This is a genomic window from Pedobacter psychroterrae (assembly GCF_004331695.1).
Lineage (GTDB): Bacteria > Bacteroidota > Bacteroidia > Sphingobacteriales > Sphingobacteriaceae > Pedobacter > Pedobacter psychroterrae.
This window is the reverse complement of sequence record NZ_SJSL01000002.1, coordinates 1023363-1045166: the sequence shown is the minus strand read 5'-3', so window position 1 is coordinate 1045166 and position 21804 is coordinate 1023363. Positions and strand designations below refer to the sequence as shown.

The 21804-nt window shown below is 44.9% G+C and carries 17 protein-coding genes; 4 read left to right on the top strand and 13 right to left on the bottom strand.

From position 1 onward, the window contains the following. Nucleotides 1-1806 (bottom strand): right-handed parallel beta-helix repeat-containing protein, encoded by a 1806-nt coding sequence (locus EZ437_RS12815; RefSeq protein ID WP_131596401.1) that lies wholly within the window; start codon nt 1804-1806, stop codon nt 1-3. Between the two features lie 107 nt (nt 1807-1913). Beyond that, nucleotides 1914-3086 (bottom strand): aldose epimerase family protein, encoded by a 1173-nt coding sequence (locus EZ437_RS12810; RefSeq protein WP_131596400.1) that lies wholly within the window; start codon nt 3084-3086, stop codon nt 1914-1916. A gap of 137 nt (nt 3087-3223) precedes the next feature. Here EZ437_RS12810 and EZ437_RS12805 point away from each other — a divergent pair, with 137 nt between their 5' ends. Further along, entirely contained in the window at nt 3224-3694 is a 471-nt protein-coding gene (locus EZ437_RS12805; RefSeq protein ID WP_131596399.1) for a DUF4488 domain-containing protein, read from the top strand. A 20-nt stretch (nt 3695-3714) separates the two neighbouring features. On the opposite strand, the gene EZ437_RS12800 is transcribed toward EZ437_RS12805, so the two are convergent. After that, nucleotides 3715-5247 (bottom strand): hypothetical protein, encoded by a 1533-nt coding sequence (locus EZ437_RS12800; RefSeq protein WP_225869574.1) that lies wholly within the window; start codon nt 5245-5247, stop codon nt 3715-3717. Nucleotides 5248-5365: 118 nt separating this feature from the next. Between EZ437_RS12800 and EZ437_RS12795 the strand changes: the two genes are divergently transcribed. Further along, nucleotides 5366-6184 carry an SGNH/GDSL hydrolase family protein gene (locus tag EZ437_RS12795; RefSeq protein WP_131596398.1) on the top strand — a complete coding sequence of 273 codons (819 nt, stop codon included), beginning with the start codon at nt 5366-5368 and terminating at the stop codon, nt 6182-6184. A 21-nt stretch (nt 6185-6205) separates the two neighbouring features. Here EZ437_RS12795 and EZ437_RS12790 read toward each other — a convergent pair whose 3' ends face one another. From EZ437_RS12790 to EZ437_RS12775, 4 genes are read right to left on the bottom strand one after another with little or no spacing between them, the layout of a single operon-like run. Then, entirely contained in the window at nt 6206-7531 is a 1326-nt protein-coding gene (locus EZ437_RS12790; RefSeq protein WP_131596397.1) for a sensor histidine kinase, read from the bottom strand. Then, complete coding sequence (locus EZ437_RS12785) at nt 7528-8205, bottom strand: response regulator transcription factor (protein ID WP_131596396.1); 678 nt, start codon at nt 8203-8205, stop codon at nt 7528-7530. The genes EZ437_RS12790 and EZ437_RS12785 overlap by 4 nt, the downstream gene beginning before the upstream one ends. Before the next feature lie 15 nt (nt 8206-8220). Further along, entirely contained in the window at nt 8221-9084 is an 864-nt protein-coding gene (locus EZ437_RS12780) for a hypothetical protein (protein ID WP_225869573.1), read from the bottom strand. 1 nt (nt 9085) lies between these two features. After that, nucleotides 9086-9412 carry a hypothetical protein gene (locus tag EZ437_RS12775; RefSeq protein ID WP_131596395.1) on the bottom strand — a complete coding sequence of 109 codons (327 nt, stop codon included), beginning with the start codon at nt 9410-9412 and terminating at the stop codon, nt 9086-9088. A 233-nt stretch (nt 9413-9645) separates the two neighbouring features. On the opposite strand from EZ437_RS12775, the gene EZ437_RS12770 reads away from it, so the two are divergent. Both EZ437_RS12770 and EZ437_RS12765 read left to right on the top strand, forming a co-directional pair. Then, on the top strand, nt 9646-10443 hold the full coding sequence (locus EZ437_RS12770) for a DUF4382 domain-containing protein (RefSeq protein ID WP_131596394.1): 798 nt from the start codon (nt 9646-9648) through the stop codon (nt 10441-10443). Nucleotides 10444-10497: 54 nt separating this feature from the next. Continuing rightward, on the top strand, nt 10498-11028 hold the full coding sequence (locus tag EZ437_RS12765; RefSeq protein WP_131596393.1) for a hypothetical protein: 531 nt from the start codon (nt 10498-10500) through the stop codon (nt 11026-11028). On the opposite strand, the gene EZ437_RS12760 is transcribed toward EZ437_RS12765, so the two are convergent. From EZ437_RS12760 to EZ437_RS12735, 6 genes are read right to left on the bottom strand one after another with little or no spacing between them, the layout of a single operon-like run. Beyond that, the gene (locus EZ437_RS12760) at nt 11025-12194 is read right to left on the bottom strand and encodes a glycoside hydrolase family 88 protein (RefSeq protein WP_131596392.1); all 1170 of its coding nucleotides are present in this window, start codon (nt 12192-12194) and stop codon (nt 11025-11027) included. The two genes, EZ437_RS12765 and EZ437_RS12760, sit on opposite strands and share 4 nt — an antisense overlap. Before the next feature lie 20 nt (nt 12195-12214). Then, the gene (locus tag EZ437_RS12755) at nt 12215-13405 is read right to left on the bottom strand and encodes an alginate lyase family protein (protein ID WP_131596391.1); all 1191 of its coding nucleotides are present in this window, start codon (nt 13403-13405) and stop codon (nt 12215-12217) included. A 52-nt stretch (nt 13406-13457) separates the two neighbouring features. After that, nucleotides 13458-15941 carry a glycoside hydrolase family 2 protein gene (locus EZ437_RS12750; RefSeq protein WP_131596390.1) on the bottom strand — a complete coding sequence of 828 codons (2484 nt, stop codon included), beginning with the start codon at nt 15939-15941 and terminating at the stop codon, nt 13458-13460. A gap of 26 nt (nt 15942-15967) precedes the next feature. After that, on the bottom strand, nt 15968-16810 hold the full coding sequence (locus tag EZ437_RS12745; RefSeq protein ID WP_131596389.1) for a hypothetical protein: 843 nt from the start codon (nt 16808-16810) through the stop codon (nt 15968-15970). Between the two features lie 8 nt (nt 16811-16818). Further along, a complete protein-coding gene (locus EZ437_RS12740) occupies nt 16819-18465 on the bottom strand; it encodes a RagB/SusD family nutrient uptake outer membrane protein (RefSeq protein ID WP_131596388.1) in 1647 nt (548 codons plus the stop codon). 8 nt (nt 18466-18473) lie between these two features. After that, nucleotides 18474-21677, bottom strand: a complete 3204-nt coding sequence (locus tag EZ437_RS12735; RefSeq protein WP_131596387.1) for a SusC/RagA family TonB-linked outer membrane protein — start codon at nt 21675-21677, stop codon at nt 18474-18476. Nucleotides 21678-21804: the final 127 nt, after the last annotated feature.

The window sequence follows — 21804 nt, the reverse complement described above, 5'->3', positions numbered from 1 at the left end:
TCAATGCAGGTGCACTTTTAGATCAGCATTGATATCTCTTTTACCCATTTTTTCTGCATCAACCACCGCCTCTTGTTTTGGCTCAAATACGTTGTTCCTAACCCTGGCCTTGGTACTGGACACCAGATGAATCTCAGGCCTTTTTTCCCCTGCTTTCATAAAGTCCGTTTTAATGATCTTATTTCCAATGAAAGTCAAGCCACTGGTGCTCTTTGCCGACAGCAAAGGATAATCGTACACTTTAAAAGTATTGTTTTCGATGCTGATGTTCTTGTGCACCCAATATCCTTTGATAATCTCCTTGTTCTGCGGAGAAATATGGATCACGTAATTATTCGGATAGGAATTATACGCACATTCTTCAAACACATTACCCCTGATAGTTACATCTTCTACAGGGCCTGATTCAAACCAGCCGGACGCATCATTCTCTATCAAAATAGCGTGCATGCCTGTCCTGTAAAAAACATTATTCTCAACCAGTACTTTACGCCGTGTGGTGATCAGTATCCCCCTTGTATTTGTACCCTCTATACGTGAATTCCGGATCGTTAAAGCAGGTGTCCAGGTCACATTCTCCAGTACATCGCCTGCTGCCAGCTGCGATGGAACTGGTTTTGCCAGCTCTACCAGCATCTCGCGCTCTGAGATCAGCCTGACCGACTTTACCACTCCTTTTTCAAAGATTTGCAGTGAAGAAGGATGTACATAAGCAACGGTATCCCCGGCTATAAAAGCTTCAAATCCATAGGTCTGCCCATGCATAAACCTTATTTTCATTGAGGTCGGGGATACAACCTCCGTGATCTTCAAATGCGTACCATGCACATTCACGGCATCATCATGAAGCCCTTTAAACCTGCAGTTTTCTATGGTAATCTGCCCTTTGCAACCTGAGAAATGCATGCCGTCGGCAGATGAAGCGATCACCCTGCCACTGCCTTTGGCGGGTTCTGTAAACACACTGTCGTAATGCAGGTTCTCAGAAAACTGAGAAACAATCCCCAATCCATGCATATACTGCATGTGTACATTGTGGAGGGAGATGTTTTTCGACCGGTTTACAAAAGCGCCTATATAGTCCCTGATGTGGTCACGTATGGTCAGCACCTCACCCGGCTCTGCTTTAAACTGTGAAAAATCGCCCGTAAAGCGCACCGTCAGTGGCGCTATTACCTCCGCCTTGCTCTTTAGAAAAGGACTCCAGGAACTGTACCGGTTCAGTCCTTTAGCAGGATTAACCAGTATCGCAAAAAAGTGTTTACTGACCCATTTATCGCCATACCATTGCAACACACCATTCACTATGCCAAATTTTGAATCAGGATGGATGGTTGCAGTAACACTGCCCGGCCCTATTTCTTTTATCGTCATTTCTGACATGCCCGGCCGTTCATAATCTACTTTTATATTTTGAAGGCGCACATTTTCACAGCCATCCAGCACCCAACTAATCATCTTGCCATGAAATACAAACAAAGAGTTATTGCCTTCTACCTTAACGTTCTTTAATCCATTAAACAACAGGCCTACCCGCTGCTTTTTTACCGGAACTTCTTCTTCACTGGAAGAATTGGTGATGTAATAGGTCTGATCTTCTGCCTTGTCAGGCCAAAAATCATATCGGCCTTCCGGAAAAACAAGTGTAGCACCCGACTGGCCCCGACAGGCTTCAATTGCTTTTTTAACCCCCTCTGTAGCATCAGAAAAACTATTTGGTGTTACGCCAAATTTGGTCACGTCAACATTCTGGGCACTAACAACCGCACTACAGCAAAGCAAAAGCAAAAACAGACTTAATCTCATGTCTCAAACTTAAACAAAGTTCTCTAAACAAAGACAGAACATATCACATAAAAAAGGTCTTAAACAAACCTGCATAAGACCTTTTTTATAGAAATTATCTATGGATATTACTTACCTGAAAACTTGTAAACCGATGATGTTTTATAAGTCTGACCAGGATTCAAAATTGTAGAAGGAAATGAAGGCTGGTTTGGTGAATCAGGGAAATGCTGGGTTTCTAAAGCCAATGCTGTTCTGAAATCGTCTTTTGCTCCGGCTTTAAAGACGTTTTTGCTTTGCATAAAGTTTCCGCTGTAAAACTGCAGTCCGGGCTCTTGCGTATAAATCTCCATTACAATGCCTGATTTATCTCCTTTTACAGTAGCTGCATGTGTCATGCCCAGTCCTTTCGTGCCGTTAAGGACATAGTTGTGGTCATATCCACCACCTGCTTTCAACTGGTCATTTGCCTGATCTATGCGCTCGCCAATAGTAGTAGCCGTAGTAAAGTCAAAAGGAGTACCTTTTACATCGGCATGTTTACCCAATGGGATCAAGGTAGTATCTACCGGCGTGTACTGATCGGCATAGATCTGCAGACTGTGGTTCAGGATGGTCCCGCTGCCTTCACCGTTCAGGTTGAAAAATGCATGGTTGGTAAGGTTACACACTGTTTTTTTATCAGTAGTGGCCTCATAGTCCATTTTAAGTTCATTGTCGTCAGTCAAAGTATAAGTTACTTTCACATTCAGGTTTCCCGGATAGCCTTCTTCCATGTCTTTAGACAGGTAGGTAAAGACTACAGTCTGAGGGTTAGGTTGTGCCGCATCCCATACTACGTACTGGAATCCTTTTTTGCCACCATGTAGCGTATTCACACCATTATTGGTAGCCAAAGTATACTGCTTGCCATCTATGCTGAATTTTCCTTTGGCGATCCTGTTGCCATAACGACCGATGGTAGCACCGAAATAAGGCTCAGTAGATTTCTCAAAACCTTCTACGCTATCAAAGCCTACTACCACATCTACCAGTTTACCAGAACTATCCGGCACAAGCAAGCTCACCAGCCTTCCGCCATAGTTGGTAAAAGCAGCTTCCATGTTGTTCTTGTTTTTAAGGACATATAAATTGGTTTTCTTGCCATCAATCTCTTTCTGGAATTTAGTACTATCCAGCTGCACAGTTGTTTGTGTACTATCAGCTTTATTAGCTGTTGACCTGCTGTCTGCTCCGGGAACACAAGCGGCAAAAGAAGATATCATGGCCGCAGCGATGATCAGTTTTAAGGGTTGTTTCATTGAGTATTTGGTTAAATTCTTAAAAGGGTGAAGTTATCAAACTGTTTTAGCATTACCAAATTAGCAATTCTAATCAGAATAATTAAGAGGAGGAAAATTAATCTCATTTCTTATATTAGTATTCTAACCAAACAACAATGAAAAGATTAACACTTCTCGGCATCGCTACAATCCTGGTAATGCTCGTATCATTAAATAAACTCTCTGCCCAGGAAGTGGAGAAAAGCCCTTTCGAAGGCGTTTGGGAGCTAACCCAACTGGCCACCAATGGCTCAGGAAGCCGGATGCCGATTCCGGGACTGATGAAGTTCTTCAATCCGGACGGACAGTTCTTTAACCTCCGTGTTACACAGCATGGCGCAGTCATTACCCATGGGGGAAGTTATCAGATCAATGATTTACAAACATACACGGAGACTGTTAAGAGCGAAGTGAAGGGGGCATTCTATGCCTTGGCAGGAAAGACCTACAGAATAAGGTATTCATTTAATGAAGATAAAACCCTGCTTACTCTGAGCGGCCTGGTAGAAGGCAAAGAAGGTGTGGAAAACCTCTCCTACACAGAAGTATGGAAACGCGTGGAAATGAAGCCCGTAAACCCTATTTAATAAAGAACTTACAGAGGTCATTATTTCATTTTTGCCGCTATTCTCTGCGCTAGAAACAAGGAGGTTGGCTGCAGACCCGCTTTGTTCTGCCCTTCCCATTCGCCATGCGTACGGCCCTTAAGTCTGCCCTGCAATTGCTGGCCTTCCAACCCTACCACATAATTCTTCCCTGATGCCCATGGATTTTGCACCGCTGCACCTTTGGCTTTGCAGTTCCACAGTACCTGTGTCACTCCAGCCCATCCATGGCCCGTGCCCCAGTTGCCGCGGTCCTGCACATTGATCTCTCCATCGGTGGTGATGTTGTCGTATAGTGTGCCTGTGGTCCATCGGTGGTGCGGACCGATATCTGCATGGGTCCTGCTGGATTTACAACTGTAAAATACATTTGGCCCGCATACTTTGGCACCGGTCACATAATCGTGCCTGCCTTCGGTAGTCTCGAGGTTCATGAACAGGTTTTGCTGACCGTCATTGTTGAACGAATACCTCCTGCTGCCGGTGATCTGTGACTTGGCTTCAAAGCATTTGGAATCCGCAACCGTGATGTTCTTAGTTCCCTGTGCCAGGCTGACGCAGGCATAGCCGAAATGATATGCTGATACATTGCGCACCCAGCCGTTCTCAATGTGGTTAAAGCCTACCGCAATCCAGCCATGGTCCTCATCAGTATCCGAAGCAAATTCAGATTCAAAACGCAGGTCCTCTATGCCTACTTCTTTGATCCTGCCGGTATATTCGTATTTGTATATGGCACCACCGCCATACTTAGTTTCCATCTGCATCACCACAGGATTGTCGATGAAGATTTTATTGCCCTGGATCCCAGTAATTTTTCTTTCGTACCTAAGGTGATACTCTTCCGGTTTCCATTGCCTGGTTTGGTCATTTGCAGTGATCTGGTCCATTTGAAGGTCATGAATCCAAGCTTCATTACCCGGCCGGTAAAGTATAATGGCGTCTCCGCGCTTAAAACCGCTTGCAGAACTCACATTGAACGATTTTGCGCCCACAGGTATATAATTATCAGTGATTTCAACCCTGGTACCTGTTATTTCTGTTGGCCTGCCGCTGCCTTGTACATTTATGAGCGTGCGCTGGCCTTTTCCGCTGGCAATCAGCCTGGTGGCTTCCCCCTCACCTCTGAGTACGATGCCTTCGGTACTGATGCACAGAGAGGTACCTATGGAATATGTACCTTTTTTAAGCAGGATGGCACCTCTGAAACCATCCTTATCAGGCTTTAATGCCGCCACTTCATCTATGGCATTCTGAATCATAGAAGTAGCATCTTTATCAATAGCAGTCAATGTCTTAACCACCTTTAACTTTGGTATTTCTCTATATCCGTGATGATAGCCTACCTTGCTAAAATCGGGAATAGTATTGCCATTCTCATCAGCGTGATAAGTGATGCTGCCATCCTTGTTAACTGTGAGGTATTTAGAAACCCAGCCATCCTCGGCACTTGCGAATGACAATAAAAGACCTGTGAAGCCAATGGCAAAAAGTGTGAGAACAAGATGCGGCAATCTATGTTTGGTTATGTTCATAATGATTTGGAAACATTGATACTGATTGTAATATAGCATTTTTACCATATTTTTTCTTTCATTTGCAATCGGACGAATGCCTGATTAAATATTGAACCACCTTTTAACACAAAACTCTTTGAAAAAACTACTGATATATGTATTTGCGGCCTGCTTACTGCTCTCATTTAAACAAAAAGAACTGACCTGGGTGGCTATTGGCGACTCTATCACCTACCTGAACGACCATCCTAACGAGACAGGAAATAGGGTAAAGAAAGGCTACATGACGATGCTGACTGAGCTATTGCCGAACATTAAATACATCAACAAGGGCTTTAACGGATGGACATCGGGAGGCATAGCGCAGAACATAGACGGCCTGGGACTGGAAAAAGCAGATATCTATACCGTGTTTTTGGGCACAAACGACTGGTGGTCGGGCCGCCCGGTAGGTACGCTTGACGACTATAAGAACGGTGACGGCAACAATACAGTGTACGGGTCATTCCGCATCATTATTAATAAGATCCGAAGCCTAAACCCGGCTGCTAAGATCGTGCTGATCACACCTATGCAGCGGGCAGATTTTGTGTACCTCACTCAAGCCAGCAACAATGCCTATGGTTCATACAAAGCTAAAAACGAGCAGACATTAGAGCAATTTGCCAATGCGATCGTGTCTATAGCTGAATACGAAAAGATTGAGGTAGTAGATTTGCACCATGATCCTAAACTGAAGCTGGATAAACTGGTGAAATTCAAGCGCCTGAAAGAGCAGGCTACAGGTAAGTATGTGAATTATCCGTTCAAAAAATCAATAGGCATACCCTTTGATCCTAAAACGGATGAATATCCTTATCCACTTGAAGCGGTTGGCCTGACATACGATGGCCTGCACCCATCAGATAAAGGAAATGCAATCATAGCCAATAGATTAGCAAATAAACTTAAATAAAAAGTTTAAGTTTAGCATATTTTAAGCGGATACGATATGAGTGGGAAACCTGATGGTAAAGGCACTCCCCTTACCCACGACGGAATCTACCTTAACATCAAGCCCATGGTATACCGCAATACTCTTAACAATAGAAAGCCCCAGCCCATAGCCGACATTCTCACCTAGATTGGTTTTCCGGAAACGATCAAAGATAAAGTCGAGGTCTTCCTTTGCGATGCCAATCCCAGTATCGCCGATGCTGATAGAATAACCGGAACGGTCCAGATGGTCGCTGATGCTGATGCTCCCCTTCTCTACATTGTACTTAATCGCATTGTTGATAAGGTTGTAGAAAAATTGAAACAGCAGATCCTGGTTTACGTTTTTAAATGTGATGTTATCAGAAAGGCTGACATTCAGCACCAGTCCTTTCTCTTCCATCCTGTGGCTGATCTCCTCCAGTATTTCTTCCATCAGCTTTGCAGGTTTTACCTCGTCCGTCCTGGCAAACTGCTCGTTTTCTATCCTGCTGATCAGCAGCAATGAAGAAGATATCTTTTTTAACCGGCCCAGTGTTTTCATCATACCAATGATGCTTATGGCAATTTCTTCGGTAACGTGTTCTTCGGCCAGCAGGTTTTCCATCTTGTTTTGCAGGATACTGATGGGGGTCATGAGTTCGTGAGAAGCATTGGCGGTAAACTCCCGTTCCTTTTCAAAATCGACATTGATCTGGTCCATGAGGTCGATGAGCGACTGGTCCAGGTACTTAAAGTCCTGTGTGGTGGTTTTGACCGGAATGGCCGGTTCTTTAAAAGGGAACTTTCTGTTGATGAGTTTGGATTGGATGATCTTATCGAGCGGACTGATCAGCAGCCTGGTAAAGATCAGGTCGGCAACAATGGTCAGCACTATCAGTCCCAATAGTACATAAAGGGCGATCCGCTGTAGGGGTTTATTGTATTGATTGATACTGCTTGTAGTTTTACCGATCTCTAACAGGTAGTTGTCGTTATTTGCTTTGAAGGCATAACTCAAGACCCGGTAAGTCAGTGTATCCTGCTCGACAATCCTTTCCTCGGTCGTGATGGTATCCATATCAAAATGTTCGTTTGCAGGTTGTAGTGATATGTATTCCTCTTTTAGCAGGTTATAACTACCGAAGCTTTCATCTCCCTGCAAGTAGAAATCAATACCTTTCTTACTGATGTCGCTGATGACCTTCCTTTGTTGGTCCCGCAAAGCGTAATTGGTGTATTGTGAGGCGATTCCGGCGACTAAAAAGGGTAGCAACAGTATAAAGAAAATGACTACCGCGATTTTGGAGCCGGCAATGAAGTAAACGAGTTTTACAGATAGTTTCATGATTTCCTGATTCTGTAGCCTACCCCCCTAACTGTCTCCAGCCAGTCTGTAACTGAGTATACATTTAGCTTTTTCCTGATGTTCTTGATGTGGGCATCGATGTAATTGGAGTCGTAATCGTCATCAGCAAAGGTACCCCAAATGTGCTCGCTGAGCTGCATGCGGGTCAATACCCTGTTCTTATGCAGCAGCAGGTAGCTGAGCAGGTCAAACTCTTTACGCGACAATTCTATCTGCTGTGTTTGAAAATAAATGAACCTTGTCTGTAGGTTGACACTAAAATCACCCAGCAAAATCGCCTCCAGATTGACATTGAACTTGCGCCGGGCAATAGCCTGCATGCGTGACTGGAGTTCGAGTAAAGAAAAGGGTTTGGCCAGATAGTCATCAGCGCCCATGTCGAGCCCGGCGATCTTGTCTTCCAGGTTTCCCCTGGCTGTCAGGATGATGTATGCGGCTTCCGGATTGTGCTTTTTAGCTTTTGGGAGCAGGCTCAGCCCATCTCCGTCTGGCAGTCCCAAATCCAGCAATATAAAGTCGTACTGATTCATTTCTAAGCATTCAGTAGCCTTTGCTACATTATGGGCCAGATCGCAGAGATAAAAGGCCTTTTTCAGAAATGTTCTCATTTCAAATGCCAGGGTTTTTTCATCTTCTATGATCAGGACTTTCATGGGTATCTGTTTGGCTTAAAATTGATAATAAAAACTGAGACTGATGAAGGATTGCTGTTTTTTGGCTTCCGTGATGGCGCTGCTGCTGAGTACAGAAAACTGGTAGGCCACTTCTGCTAAATAGCTGGAACGGCTGTAGACCAAGGGCAATTTGAAGTTGTAAGTGAGCAAGTTGAAGCTGGTTTTGGGGATCGTAATGATTTCTGTATTCCCATCTACGTTGCCATTTCCGTTTCCATTATTTGCCCCCTTGCCCTTCCCGTTATTGCGCTTTATTTTTTCCTGCTGATAGGTGGCATAAAAGTGTTGTGTACCGCTCACGATTTCTATTCCCGGCTCTATGGAGAGCTGATCTGCATCATCAAACACTGCTCCAAGGCTTATGTCTTTTGAGTTGTTAATCCCCAGAAAGAAGTCGCGCTCCTTTCCAAAGGCATAATCTGCGGAGAGTGAGCTTTTAAACCATGACCAGGTATAGTTTGCTGTCAGGTTGATATTATTTGTATTGGCGGCCTGCAGCAACGGGGAGTTACCAGGAAAAATAGACCGCATATAGCTCAGGTCTGTGCTTAATTTATCTGTAAAATCATGCGTATATCCTATTCCGAAATCTGTTTCAGAAACACCACTGCCTATATTGAGCAATTTGTAGGTCCCTGCGGAGAAATAAATACCTACAGGCAGTCGGGCAGTAGCATTTGCCAGTATATAGGGTAGCTTTTCTGCAGTAGACTGACCGTAGTAACTGACATTGTTGCTGTATATGGCGGCAAGGGTGAGGGTAGTCTTATTTGATTTTTGATTGTTTGCAGTATCTGTTTGAGCCATCAGCCAGCAAGGTTGCAGGCTGATCAGTAGACAGATCACTGTTGATTTCATATTAGTGCTTTTTGATTTTAGGCTTGACGATCCTGACCGGTTTTACTTTAGGCTTAACAGCAGCGGGCTTCAATTGTTTTCTTGCCTTGGGCACTTGCTTGATCTCTGGCTTCTGCGGAGCCTGTTTGTCGGGATCAACCTGTTGGTTATCTGTTTTTTGAGCTTCCTCTTTTTTTGTTTTATCTCCTTTTTTATCCTGATAGTTCTGGTGACTTACTGCATTCAGGTTGCCTGCAGGAATCGCGGCAGCGGAAAACGCACTGAAACAAATCAATAACAAACTGAGTAAAACACCTCGTCGTGAAATAGCTGAATGTGAAATCGCCATTGTATAAATATAAAGAAAGTTTGCCTCTTTCGAGGCAAACAATCACCCTACCTTAAAACTTACTGTTTTCATCTGCGCCACCAAATCCTTCACAAAGAGAAACAATGAACATGAAATTAAGATGAAATTCTGAGGAAAAAATAAATCTGAAATTTCATGTTCATTTCATGTTGGGTCCAGAGCTTTGACCTATCATTTACAACAATCTAATACTATAAGTAAAAACTCTTACTATGAAAAACAAAACACTTTACTCGATATTAACTGCAATTCTGCTGATCAGCACTTTGATATTTGCGGCATGCAAGAAAGAAAACCAGGATGCCGACGGCACAACGAAAGTAGAGATCCGCATGACGGATGCACCTGGAGATTTTGACGAGGTCAATCTGAATATCAAATCAGTAGTATTGCTGTCCGGTGGCAAGCCATACACGTTTGATGTAGACCACGGGATATTAAACATTCTTGATTTTAGGATCGGGACCAGCAATCCTGATATTCTTGTTGCCTCTGGTGAAATGCCTTCAGGCGAGATCACTGAGATCAGGCTGATCCTGCACGATTCGGGCAATTCTATTGTAATTGACGGCCAGGAACAGGAGCTGAAAACACCAAGTGCGCAAAGTTCGGGCTGGAAGGTTAAACTGACAGAAAATCCGGAACTGGTTCCTGGAGTGACCTATTCTTTATTATTGGATTTCGACGCCGCCCAATCGATTATAGCTACCGGAAACGGGAAATATCTTCTGAAACCAGTAGTAAGGGGCATTACTGCCACAACATCAGGCTTGATCTCCGGTTCTGTCCTGCCTATTATTGCCCATCCTGAGGTATTGGTCATTTCCGGTACGGACACAGTAGGAACAACGACAGACCTGATCACCGGTAGGTTTACTGTAGGCGGTTTGGCTTCGGGCAGTTACAGAATAGAAATTATACCTGTAGAAGGTTACACTCCCGCAGTCATTGACAATGTTTCGGTTACTGCAGGGCAGAACACCAGCATTGGTGTCGTAACCCTCCAGTAATCATTTACCATTTTTTTTACACATATTTAAACACAAATTTAAACACAAAATAAGATGAAAAAGTTAATGTTTCTAATATTGCTTACAACTGCGGGACTAAGCATCAATAAAGCTGTAGCTCAAGTAAACATCAATGTAAATATTGGTTCGCAGCCACTATGGGGACCCACTGGTTATGATCATGTAGATTATTATTACCTGCCGGAGATCGAAAGCTATTATTATGTTCCGGAGCGCCAGTTTGTTTATTTGAACAATGGGAACTGGATATTTTCTACTGGCTTACCAACGAGGTACCAGGGCTATGACTTATATCGTGGTTACAAAGTGGTGATCAATTCTCCGAAACCATACAGGTACTATAGTACACACAAAGTAAAGTATGCCAAGTACAAATCTAACCATTCGCAACCCGTCATCAAATACAGCAAAAGCCCTAAATACTACGTAGTGAAAGGTCATCCCGGCAATAGTGGTAATAAAGGTAATTTTAAAAGCTCTGGAAATTCCGGCGGCAAAGGTAATGGCAAGGCAAAAGGTAATTCCGGTGGCAAAGGCAAGGGGAACGGAAAAGGAAAGAATTAGTCATTCTTTCCTGCTTTGTATCTCAAAAGAGCTTCCAGATAATAGTAATCCGCATAAGATAACGGCACGTCCACTTCGCTCTTAGATGGCTTTGAACCAGTACTATGCAATAGAATAAATCCTCTATTCTCTCCTTTTGGGGAAACGTATTTTGTACTTAAATTATGTATTATCATGTCGGCCTTACTTTTATACAGCTCTTTGTTGCTGCTATATCCGGTTAGCTCATAAAGGCCTGAAGCGATCACCGCAGCAGCGGATACATCTCTTGGTTCATCAGGAATATTTGGGGCATTGAAATCCCAGTAAGGAACCAGGTCCTTCGGCATGTTAGGATGATTGAGGAGGTAATTGGTAACTGCTTCTGCCTGTTTCAGATAAGCCGGGTCTTTGGTATAACGGTAGCACATGGTGTAACCGTACAGTGCCCATGCCTGTCCCCTGGCCCATGCAGATTCGTGGCTATAGCCTTGGTGGGTGTTCTTTTTGCGCACTTCACCGGTTTCCGGATCATAGTCTATCACATGGTAGGAACTGTAATCGGGACGAAAATGATTCTTCATGGTGATGTTGGCATGGCTGACAGCAATCTTGTAAAAGGAAGAGTCGCCGGTAAGGATGCTGGCTTCAAAAAGCAGTTCCAGGTTCATCATGTTATCGATGATCACCGGATTTACCCATTTGTCTGTATTGTGGTCCCATGATCTTATCACACCCGTTTTAGGGTTGAAACGGGTAATCAACGTTTTGGCAGATTCGATGATCACGTCTTTATAGTGCGCATCTTTGGTTAGTCTATAGCCCGATCCGATGCTACAATAGATTTTAAAGCCCATGTCGTGCGTACCGCCATTGGTCTTTTCCTTTTCTATGGGTGCCGAATAAATCTTTGCCAGTTCCAGCCAATCGGCATTGTTGGAGTTCTCATACAAAAACCACAATACTCCCGGGAAAAAGCCACTTGTCCAGTCCCTGGAAGCCACCAGCTTGAGTTGGCCGTTTTCCAGCGTTCTTGGCGATACGAGGTTGGGGTTATTTACCGCAGCTTTGGCCTGTGCTACTTCTTTTAGCATGAGCAGGGTTTGGTTTTCGGCCCGGCTGAATGCCTTTTTCACATCAGGTTTTTGGGCCATTGCTGCAAATTGCAGGAAGGTTAATAGTAGCATTCCGAATAGAGGTTTCTTTATTACAACCATATTAAGGGGTTTCTTATTGGTAAATTTCTAATTACTTCTTCTACTTTGGGGTCATGATTTAACTTTGTCCATGTAGACAACCATTCATTATTTTTATACGCGTTGGCTCCAAACAACAGAAAAGGCTGTGCCACCGGCCATTCATCCCAGTACATCACATCGGGTTTTAAAGGCCATTTGCTTTTGTCGGCTATAAAAGGGTGCAGGTATGCGATGCCTTTTTTTATAGAACGACCATTGGCAGTAGTATAATTCCAGAGATTATCCTCTTTAGTACTCAGGATCTGGCATAGCGCAGCCATGGCATCCAGATTAAAAATCGCATATCCATATGGTTTGGTGCGGCTCATTTCTCTTGGAAAACTACCGTCTTCAGCCATCTGATCCGGCAACAGCACAGTTTTGTAACGCTCGCTGCAGAACTCCAGTAATTTTTCATCTCCTGTAAGCCTGGCAAAAGCCGCTACCTGCATCACGAAACAAGTTCCATGGTTGTTTAAAGCGGTCATTTCCGCCTTTCCATAGGGATGCGTCATCAGCCAGCCCAGATACTCCGTAAACCATGCTTTGCTGCCATTTAAAGTCGCGGTACCTAATACATCCTGCATCACCAGGATGCCCTGTGCTACTTCCATCAGCTGAATGGTATCGATGATACCTATCCCGCGACCTGTAAATCTGCCTTTGATGGCCTGGGCATACTGTAAGTTGGGATTCATCAGGGTTGTCGGATTGATGAACCATGCATTGAGGTGCAACATGGCCTGTTTAGCATATTTCTGATCGCCTGTGATCTTATATGCAGAAGCCAGTGCGCCGATGATTTTGCTGAATCGGATCATGGCCAGCCGGTGCGCTACAAAGTTGTCCGGATTGGTCATACCGTCTTTCTGGATATAAGGCCCATTGGCATTGGAAGGATCAGGCCACCAGTAATCACCCTCTGAAAAGAAGTCATGCTTGTTTCCCGCAGTCCGGGATGAACTGTCGGCCGTGACAGTGACCGGCATCTGCTTCATCGCCCATGATGCTTGCTCCATAACTATGGATTTCAGGGCATTGATCGCTTGCTTCTCCATATTTTCTTTACCTGATTCCGCTGGCTTTACAGATCCACAGGAATGCAGAAATACCATTAAAAAAATGCTGAAGAGCTGAATTAGCCGCTTATATCTTGCCATAAGGATTTCAATATAATATTTATCTGCTTAGCTGTCCGTTCCAGGCTCATGATCATAACTCCAAAAAGGTAGAAGGTAGCCCCTCTGATTTCACACTTACCATACTTTTGCCACCATTTGTTTTGATGCGTATGATGGCCCTGCCATTGTACACTCCAACCTTTCTGGAGCCGCTGGAGGTACCCTGATTGTCGATCAGCTTTCCCTCACCAATCAGTCCGAAGGACACAAAATCTTCAGCATCAAGGCACAACACATCATTGCTATCCAACAGCTTTACCTGTACAGTGGCCACTCCATCTTCTTCTTTGAGCTTTTCAAAAACTAGCTTAGCACGCTTGCCCCATTTGGCCGTTTGGTACTCCTGTGTGATTTCATCTGTCACGATAGTTTTACCTTTTTTGGCAACAACTTTAATATGATTGGTTCCTTCCTGAAAAGAAACCTGCCAGCGTAAACCAGCAGCGGGGAAGTCCGCACTCCTGCGTTTTTTGACACCCTGACTTTTTCCGTTGACAAACAGTTCTGCCTCATCGCAGTTAGAGAATACTTTTACCATTTTCTTTTCATCCTTTTCGCCCCAGCGTACGGGCCAGGTATGGCCATAGATATGGGCCATAGGCGTGGTGATCCAATAGGACTGAAAAACGTAGTAAGATTCCTTTTTGGTAAAATCGCGTTCCACTACCCCCTTCTGGTTCATGTATGGCACCGGATTTTCAGGCCTTACAGGGGTAGAAAAATCTTTGAACGGCCAGTAAGCTGTACCCGTAAGGTTGGGCATGGTTTCCTGCTCCTTCAGGTGCCAGTCGATCAGGTTGACGATATAGCTTTCGCTCCAGTCGCCATCTTTTGATACGCGGGCTCCTCCGCCATATAATGAAGCATCACCGGCACGCTCATCTGCACCATCACCGGGCTTTATCTTAGACAATGCATTATCCGGATTTTCTGAATGGCGCATGGCATGACTGTCGCCACCCCATTCCACGTGCAAAAAGTGCTTTACCTTTTTCATCTCTGTTTCCGTAGTGGCTTTGTATTCCGTATAAATACCACGGTACCAACCCGCCCAGATCGACGGCGAATAAACATCCACAATGTCCTTGCAGAAATCGCAACGGCGGATGGCTGTTTTGCGTGTAGGATCTAATCGGTGCGACAGGTCATTTTGTTCTTTCATAAAGGCACGGATCTTTTCCTTATCAAATTCGGGAAAGTCATTTGGCCAGTCGTTTTCATTACCCAGGCCCCAGATAATGATAGAAGGATGGTTGTAATGTTGCTCGATCATATTGGTCATCATCCTGCGGGCCTGTTCTTTGTATACCTCACCACCCAGGCCTCCACGGCACCAGGGCTCCTCCTCCCAAACCAGTATACCCAGGCTGTCGCAGAGGTTGAGAATAATAGAAGATTGCTGGTAGTGGCCCAGGCGGATAAAGTTTACCCCCATGTCCTTGATCATTTTCATTTCTGTGCGCATCATCTCTTCTGTAATGGCCGCCGCTACCCCCGCATGGTCTTCATGACGGTGCGTGCCACGCAGCAAGAGGCGTTTTCCGTTGAGCAGGAATGGTCCTCCTTCAACAAACTCAAAGTTTCTGAACCCTATTTTGTGGCTGATCTTATATTGATCGGCACCGGTACCGATGCTGAGTTCAACTGTGTATAGATTGGGTTGGTCTGTAGACCAGACAACAGGTGTTTTTACCTCAAAATCGGTGATATCGACATCGCCGCTAAGGTTGCTCAGGCTGGTGTTTTTAGTCAGCACTACTTTGCCTTTCGGGTCGGTCAGCTTTAAGACAGCATCAGTTGCAGTGGCCTTGCCCGGATTGTGAAAGCGTGCCTTTACCTTTAACTTACCGAGTTTGCCTTTGGCATCCACCTCTGCAGTAGCGAATAGTTTATCTACCGAAAGCGCAGGGGTGTATACCAGGTTGAGGTAACGGTAAATTCCACCATACAGGTTAAAATCGGAAAGATCAGAAGGGATCATTTCCAGATCGCGGGAATTATCTGCACGGATAGAAAGCGGAATTTTTCCGCCAAACTGCTTACTGTAGACTTCTGTCTTTTTAAATGCCGCTACGGCATCGGTAATGTCCACTGTCCATTCGTCGTATCCGCCTACATGGGTTCCCACTTTTGTGGTATAGACATAGACTTCGGTCTTTTGCCCGACCCCTTCAAAGTGCAAGAGGATGCGGCCGTTTTGATAGGGATTTTCTATCGTCAGGCGACTGCGGTACCATGCAGGGCCCTGGTAATAGTTTAAATCGGGATCTACCGCATCCTCTGCGTTAAAGCAATGGGGCAAGGTTACTTTTTGCCAAAGGGGCACTGTTTCCGGATCTCCTGCCTTGGCCGGTCTTACCGACTCCCATATTCCGCCCAGATCCTGTTTGAGAAATTCCCAGTCATTAGTGATGCGGGTCTTCTGCTGTGCTGAAATTTGCTGAGCCAATAATCCTAAACCTAAAAACAGTACTAATTTTAATCTCAAATTAAAGCACAAAGAGTAGTTAATCATATCAAAAATATAAAGTAAATCGCAGTTTAATACCTGTATGGAAAGAAAGGAACAGGGGTAGTGCCAGTTGGGGCATATACATGGACCTGCCCGTTTGTTGATATGATCCCGGAGGTAGTCAGGGTGTTATAATCATTTGCCTGCAGGGGTGAATAATCTGAATTGAGGATCTTGAAGTTGATCTTTCCTTCCTGGTCAAATCCGTAATTGACACCCGGTTGCCTGGCGCTTACATAGGAGAGTACCCTTGCACCTACATCATTGTAGTCAGGCTCAGCATTTACAATATACAATCCAAGTCTGGAAGAATCACTGGCACTTACATTGGGCGGCAGCAAAGTTTGCAGGCTGGTATTGGCAACCTGCGCATTGTTAAATCCAAAGTCCCCCAGTGCAATGAGGTAAAGAAAATACTTCCTTACATCGGCCTTGCTGTAATCAGCCCATTTTGTAGCAGGCTTGGTTTCTACCGCACCTGCGGTGCTGAGCTTAAGGCTACCATCAGGGTTTCTGACAGTAACGGGAAAGGTAAACCACATCCCTCCTGTCGGAATACCGCTTGCCGGAATGGCGCGGATCGCACCATTGCCCAGGAAAATAAAGGTTCTGCCCGGTTTTTCATACTCATCCAGATTGATCCCGGCATATTCGAGGCCTAGCTGCATCCATTTGAAAATGGTATCGTTGGCAATGATGGGATTTTTACCCCTGTCTTCCAGGTACTGGCGCGCAGTTTTGTTGATATGCGGATCAAGTACTGATTTTTTGTATTCATAGTCTTCCTGTATGTCCAGGCCAAACATGGAGCAGGAGCTGATGAAAATTGACAAGCTGCAAAGGCCGGTCCATATAATTTTTGAAGTTTTCATGTTTTCGATTAATAAGGTTGATTTTGAACCAATAAACTGTTAGAGAACATAACGCGGGTGGCCAGCGGCCAGTAATACCTGTTCTTGTCAGCACCCCAGCCGATGGCCGGATTGCCAGCGGCAGTCTGACGCGCAATGAGTATCGGGTCCATCACTTCTTTCACGCGGTCTGTACGCACAAGGTCGAACCACCTTACTCCCTCACCGATCAGTTCATACTGTCTTTCTTTAAGAATGGCCATTTCTAAAGCACCTGCATCAGCGAATTGTGCAGCAGTCACCGTTGGTACACCTGCCCTGGTTTTGATGATGTTTAAGTATTTAACTGCATTTGCCTGATCGCCTGTTTTATTCAGTGCCTCAGCATACAACAAGTACATTCCACTTAAGCGGTACATTGGTATATAAACATTGGTTTCGGGAGTATAGGGTAAGCTGCTTACGTAAGAAGCTGCCGGCAGGGTAAAATTATAGCCTGCAGTTGCGGTAGCGGCTGTAAATGTACCAGTATAGAACTTCCAGAACCCCCTGTCACGTATTGGCTGACTGGTAGCAGAGGTAATGTTATAGGTTTGTTTAACACGCCTGTCGACCGTAGCTGTAGTGGTCCCGTAGACAGCCGTTGCTACTGTTGGCCAGGTTGCCCATAAAGGATCTGCCATTCTGATCAGCGGTTCATTGGTAGTCCGTGTTACCCCTGCCATACAAGCACATCCGTTAGAGATATTGTCCCAGTGGATGTTAAAAATGGTTTCTACGCTATTTAATGGGGCAATGAACTGTGTATTCCATGTTGGTCCCGGCTGCAGGTCTGCCACGTCCCCGCCTGCCCCTGTAGCATTTATACCAGCTGCGTTATAAACTTTTCCGGTAGGTGCTTTGGCGGCAAATAATCTTTTAAACCAAACGATGGCTTCGTTGTAATCTGCATTGTTTTTGGTGGTTCCGGCCCTCCACATGTATACATCAGCCAGTATAGAAGTTATGGCGGCTTCGCCGATGTACCAAACAGGTGCATTGACATTCTTTTGAGTAAGTTCGTACGCCCGTGTAAGGTCATTGATGGCTTGTTCCAATACTTTTGCTTTTGGGTCACGCGCCTGCTCTCCCTGCTCAGAAATGCTCAGGTAAGGTTCTGTGCGAATAGGTGCATCACCCCATACCCTGGCAATCCAGAAGTAGCATAAACCTCTCATAGCCAGTGCCTGTGCGGTGTAACTGTTTTCCAACTGGGGAGTCAAGGCCCCTACTGTACCCACCGGGGTATATTGTTTAATTTCCGGCAAGCGCTTGATCAGCAGGTTTGCCCTTCCTATGGTGCTGTACAGAAAACTCCAGTCGGCATAGTCATTGATCTCACTAAGCCCGTTGAAATCAATTTCATTGGTTGCATTGACGGTATAGGTAATTCTCCTTTCCCAGTTATCAGATCTCGCCTCACCCCACCAGGTCATGCGGTTGCGGTATTGTCCGTCGCCGATCATGGTCTGCTGAAACTCTCCATACATACCCGCCACAGCGGCATCCGCTTCAATTTTGTTCTTTAAAAAATCCTTCAGCAAACCTTCTGAAATAGGTTGCTCATCAATCGCTTTCTTACAACTGCCAAACATCAACAGGATGCCTAAAACAGTAATACTTAATATCTTCTTCATGTCTGTAATTAAAAACCTATGTTAAGACCAAACCCCAATTCTCTTCTTTTTGGATATCTGCCTGTATCATCTCCGGGAGTAAGGCCAGAGGATGGGGTAAATTCAGGATCATAGCCAGTGTAATTGGTAAATGTTACCAGGTTTACCCCGTATACGTAAGCAGATAAATTTTTGGCAAATACCTTCTTAGCATATTTGCTGTCGAGTGAATAGGTAAATCTGGCGTTTGACAACCTGATAAAGCTGGCGTCTTCCAGGAAGTAACTGTTGCCGCCCCCACGCTGACTGCCCCTGGTATTCTTGTCGGGATAGTATGGATAGGTAGAGACATCTCCTTGTTTGGTCCATGCACCATAAATAGCTTCAGGCAAAGAAGGATTACCATTGTTGGCAAAGTTGGTCAGGTTTTGTTTGAACTGGTTGTATACTTGTCCGCCAACAGTAGCATTGATGATGAACGACAACCTGAACTTCTTGTAAGTGAAAGTGTTGACAAAGCCCAGATAAACATCTGATTGAGAATTACCAATGATGGTGCGGTCGTTTTCATCAATGAACCCATCGTTGTTTACATCCTCCCATTCAGTATCGCCACCCAGCAATACAGAGCCATCGCTGTTTTTCTTTTTGACAATCTCACCTGAGTATTTTTGTCCATCGAGTTCATAATACTCCGCTACAGATGCCTGAGGATCTGCAGATGTACCGCGAACAGGATATTTAACCGTTACATTTACAGGGGTTAATCTCCTGCCCTCAGGTGTGTAAGCATTAGCAGCGTCGTACTGGTAAACGCCCAGGTTTCTCCATCCATAAAAATCTCCTATTCTGCCGCCTTCTTTGATGAGGTAAGTTGCATTGCCACCACTGATGCCACCAGTACCTACAGCAATGAACTGCTCACCCTGGTTTAGTTTCTGGATGGTTCCCCTTTCAAGGGAAACATTTGCATTGACCTCCCATTTGAAGTTTTTGTTTAATATCGGACTACCGCTTAGCGCAAACTCAAGCCCCTTGTTTTGGATAGAGCCTACATTCACCTTGATGGTATTGAAGCCCGTTTCTTTAGGCATTTGTCTATCGTACAACAGGTCGTCAGTAGTTCCGATATAGGCATCAAATACAAAGCCCAACCTGCCCTTTAGAAAAGTAAGATCCAGACCTAAATTTTGGGTATAAGTTGTTTCCCATTTAAGGGCAGGATTGCTGAAACTCGACGTAGTAGCTGCCCCCGCAAGACCGTTGTAGCTGTTTCCGCCAAGTTCCACACGCGGAATGGATTCATAGTCGCCTATGGCATCGTTACCCCCACTACCGTAGCTGAACCTGACCTTACCGTCCTCGAGGAATTTATTGGTCCATTTCATAAAGCCTTCGTCAGTAAAACGCCAGGCGGCTGATCCGGCAAGGAAGCTACCCGATCTGTTTTCTATACCAAACCTGGAGGAAGCATCATTGCGGTATACTCCCTGTACGATGTAACGGCCTTTGTAGCTATACGTAGCGCGGCCAAAATAAGAGCCGGTTGATACAGCACTGGCAGTAGAGCGTTGTGCAGTCAGATTGCTGAGGTTTGAACCAGTGATGGTTTTGATGTTTTCCAGAATGAAGTTGGTACCCGCCAGGTTTACATTGTCATAACGTACCCTATCTCTTGTAACACCGGCAGTTCCTGAGAACGTATGGTCTTTGATGGTCTTATTGTAGTTTAAGAAAGCCTGGGCTTCATAATAAAACCTTTTGTTGTACTGATTGGTGGCAGCGTTGTTGTCACCATTCTGGTTCTGAATGTACCTTGGTGTAAAGGTAAACCGCTGCCCGTTGTCCTGCTGCGCATTGAGGGCGGCAGTAAACTTAAGGTCGCTGAAGATGTCATAGTTCAGCGTAGAAACAAACTGAGTTTTGAAATCTTCCCGTGTATTTGTTTCGAGCAGCGCATTCGCTACCGGGTTTCTCTTATTGTTGATATAACTGGTCAGTTTACCATCAGGGTAATAGATCAGGTAACTGGAAGGCCTGTCAAATACCGGCCTGATGGAGTTGCCAATGCTGGCAAAATTACCTGTTTGCCTGTAAAAGGAAAGGTTATTGGAAAATCTCAGTTTAGAGGTAGCCTTATAGTCAATGTTGATCCTCGACTGAATGCGCTTTGCATCAGTATTTAAGGCAATACCTTTATCATCCAGGTAATTTAGACTGGCTGAGTATAATAAAGATTTGGAACCACCCGCCAGTGAAACCCTTACATCATGCTTCTGAGCGGTATTACCCAGTAAGAGGTCCTGAAGGTCATTGGCTGAGTTAAGGCCGGGGTTTAAAGAATCAGTTAGAACCCCTAACTGGCCCTGCATCTGTCTGTATCTGCGGATATCGGCAGAATTGGACTGCTGGATGCTATGGGAGATCTCGCCAATGGTATACACATATTGTACATCCAGACGCGGTCTGCCTTCTATACCTCGCTTGGTAGTAATCAGGATTACCCCGTTGGCAGCCCTTGATCCGTAGATGGAGGCCGAAGCAGCATCTTTTAACACCTCTACGCTTTCTATGTCACTGGGATTGATCGAAGCAGCATTAGGTGTAATTACCCCATCTATGACGTATAACGGATTGGTACCATTGCCGTCTGATGAAAAAGTAGATGGACCACGAACGGTGATGGAGCCTTCAGCACCCGGCTCACCATTGTCATTTACCACCAGCACTCCTGCAGCTTTGCCCTGAAGGGCATCAAAAAGGTTCAAAGGCTGTCTTTCTTCGATGTCTTTGGCGCTAACGGATGAAATAGACCCGGTGATATCGCGCTTTCTTACCCGTTCGCCATAGCCGGTTACGATTACTTCATCCAGTTCTGAAAGACTTTCTTTTAAGGTCACTTCTATCGTGGTACGGTTGCCCACGGTAGTCTCATAAGGTTCCATACCTATATAGGAAAAAACCAGGACAGCCTGTGCATTGGGAACTGCAATACTGAATTTACCATTGTTGTCTGTCTGAGTAGTGGCAGTAGCATCCTTAACTTTTATACCCACCCCCGGAATAGTCTCTCCCTTGCTGTCTTTTACTGTTCCGGTAATTTGGATAGTTTGCGAATAGGCTATGGTACTAATCAGTAACAACATAGCCGTCATGACCATTGGAGCCCTGAGGTTGCATAATTTCCTGACGTACGACACTCCCGACAAGAAGTTTGTGTAGCATTTTTTCATACTTGTTTATATTTAGTGGTTATTTGGTTACCGCTTTGACGCACATAGGCGCAGCCATATTTGGATAAGCTAATCTAGGAGGAGGCCAGATGAGAGAGGGGGTAATTTCTTAAATAAATGGGGGTAA